The organism is Methylobacterium sp. WL103 (assembly GCF_008039885.1).
Taxonomy (GTDB): domain Bacteria; phylum Pseudomonadota; class Alphaproteobacteria; order Rhizobiales; family Beijerinckiaceae; genus Methylobacterium; species Methylobacterium cerastii.
The window spans coordinates 1-2,018 of the sequence record NZ_VRUX01000695.1 but is presented as its reverse complement, the minus strand read 5'-3'; the positions used below and the strand labels follow the sequence as shown (position 1 = coordinate 2,018).

The following is a 2,018-nucleotide window of genomic DNA, read 5'->3' as shown; positions in this document are numbered from 1 at the left end:
TTCGCGAACAGGTTGCAGCGCCCGGTGAACGGCGCCGGCCTGCGCAGCGAGGCGCCGTTCACCGGGCGCTGCAACCTGTTCGCGAACGAAGCCGGCGTGCTGGTGGTCGATCGCGCGGGCATCGACGCGGTCAACGGCGTCGACGAGGCGATCACCGCCGCGACGCTGCCGCCGTTCAAGCCCCTCGTCGCCGGCGAGATGGTCGCGACCATCAAGATCATCCCCTACGCGGTGGCGGGAGACGCCTTGGCGCGCGCCTGCGCCGCCGCGTCGCCCGGGGCGCTACGGGTCGCACCCTACCGTCGGCGCCGGGTCGGGGTGGTCTCGACGCGGCTGCCGAGCCTCAAGGAGACGACGATCGACGGCACGCTGTCCGCGCTCGCCGCGCGGCTCGCGCCTACGGGTGCGGAGATCGTCGCCGACATCCGAGTGCCGCATTCCGCCACCGTGGTCGCCGACGCCCTGTCCGCGGCGATCGACCAGGAAGGCGCCGACCTCGTCATCGTGTTCGGCGCGTCCGCCATCGCCGACCGGCGCGATGTCATCCCGGCCGGCATCGAGGCGACCGGCGGCGCGGTCGTCCATTTCGGCATGCCGGTCGATCCCGGGAACCTGCTGCTGCTCGGCGCGTGCCGGGACGTGCCGGTGATTGGTGCGCCCGGCTGCGCCCGCTCGCCCAAGGAGAACGGCTTCGACTGGGTGCTGCACCGCCTGCTCGCCGACCTGCCCGTCACCCGCGCCGACATCGTCGCGCTGGGCGTCGGCGGCCTCCTGATGGAGATCGTGTCGCGGCCCCAGCCCCGGTCCGGCGAGCCGAGCGCGGCCGACGATGCCTGAGGCTGCCGTCGGCGCCGTCCTGCTCGCCGCCGGGCGCGGGACGCGGTTCGGAGCCGAACCCAAGCTGCTCGCTCAACTCGACGGCAAGCCGCTGGTGCGCCACGCCGCGGACGCCGCGCTCGCGGCGAAGGCCCGCCCGGTCGTGGTGGTGCTCGGCGCCCATGCCGCGGCGGTGCGGGCGGCGCTCAACGGGCTCGACGTGGCGTTCGTGGAGAACGCCGCCTTCGCCGACGGCCTCTCGACCTCGTTGCGGGCCGGGCTCGCCGCGTTGCCGCCCGGGACCGACGCCGCAGTGATCCTGCTCGGCGACATGCCCCGGGTGACGCCGGGGCAGATCGATCGCCTCGTCGCCGCCTACCGCGCGGCGCGACCGGCGCCGGCCGCGATCGCGCCGGTGGTCGAAGGGCGCCGCGGCAACCCGGTCCTGCTCGACCGGCGGGTACTCGCCGACGCCCTCGCAGGCCTGTCAGGCGACCACGGCGCCGGCCCGTTGCTGAAGGGCCGCATCGACGTGCTTGAGGTTCCGGGCGAGCCCGGAACGGCCCTCGACGTCGACACGCCGGACATGCTGGCACGCCTCTAGATTCTTGTCGCTGCAAAGGGTCTTCGCGCGCATCGCCATCGGTCGCGGTTAAAGACGCCTTGAGCGCTCAGGCCTTCTTCGCCTCGCTTCGACACCGATCCGAGCAGTAGCGAACCTCGTCCCACACCCGCTCCCACTTCTTGCGCCAGGTGAAGGGGCGCCCGCACTGCGCGCAGATCTTCGTCGGCAGGTCGCCCTTGCGGACCATCTTGCCCGAGCCGTTCTTGCCCGAGCCGTTTTGGCCGGCCTCACTATTGTCTCCGCCGCGCCGCGCCATCCCCGTCATCGTCCGATCTGTTCGGCCTCGGCGACGCCCACCGGCGACCAGCGCGTGATCTGGATGAAGCCGTCGCGGGCCGCGACCACCACGTGGCGCCTGTGGCGGTGGACGACCGTGCCGGGCGCATGCTTGTGCGCCTCGCGCCAACCCGCGGCCTCGGCGACGTAGACGCGGGCGTCGCCGAGGCGCGCCAGCGTCTCGATCGTGCCGAAGGCCCGCACCCGGCGCAGGATCGCGGCGACGTCGGCGCGGAAGTCGAGGGTGCGGTCGACGTCGCTGGCGCGTGCCCAGTACGAGCCGTCGCCCTGCGGCTCGGGC

Annotated in this window: 3 protein-coding genes and 1 pseudogene; 2 read left to right on the top strand and 2 right to left on the bottom strand. The window is 73.6% G+C overall.

Going from position 1 to position 2,018, the window contains the following annotated elements; translation table 11 throughout:
• Together FV222_RS24350 and FV222_RS24345 are read left to right on the top strand one after the other, a co-directional pair.
• Window positions 1–837: molybdopterin-binding protein (locus FV222_RS24350; RefSeq protein WP_147815848.1), on the top strand; the 837-nt coding region annotated here is incomplete at its 5' end.
• Complete coding sequence (locus FV222_RS24345) at window positions 830–1,420, top strand: nucleotidyltransferase family protein (RefSeq protein ID WP_147761393.1); 591 nt, start codon at window positions 830–832, stop codon at window positions 1,418–1,420. The genes FV222_RS24350 and FV222_RS24345, both read left to right, overlap by 8 nt.
• 67 nt (window positions 1,421–1,487) lie before the next feature.
• Here the strand turns inward: FV222_RS24345 and FV222_RS24340 are convergent, their stop codons facing one another.
• Both FV222_RS24340 and FV222_RS24335 read right to left on the bottom strand, forming a co-directional pair.
• Window positions 1,488–1,628: a DUF2256 domain-containing protein gene (locus tag FV222_RS24340; protein ID WP_147761458.1), complete on the bottom strand. Its 141-nt coding sequence runs from the start codon at window positions 1,626–1,628 to the stop codon at window positions 1,488–1,490.
• Window positions 1,629–1,702: 74 nt separating this feature from the next.
• Window positions 1,703–2,018, bottom strand: a pseudogene (locus tag FV222_RS24335) (formyl transferase); the annotation flags it as partial.

What these genes read in the sequence shown, in the direction of transcription:
- FV222_RS24345 (WP_147761393.1), top strand. Translation starts at nt 830, where the DNA reads ATGCCTGAGGCTGCCGTCGGCGCCGTCCTGCTCGCCGCCGGGCGCGGG.
- FV222_RS24340 (WP_147761458.1), bottom strand. Translation starts at nt 1,628, where the DNA reads ATGGTCCGCAAGGGCGACCTGCCGACGAAGATCTGCGCGCAGTGCGGG.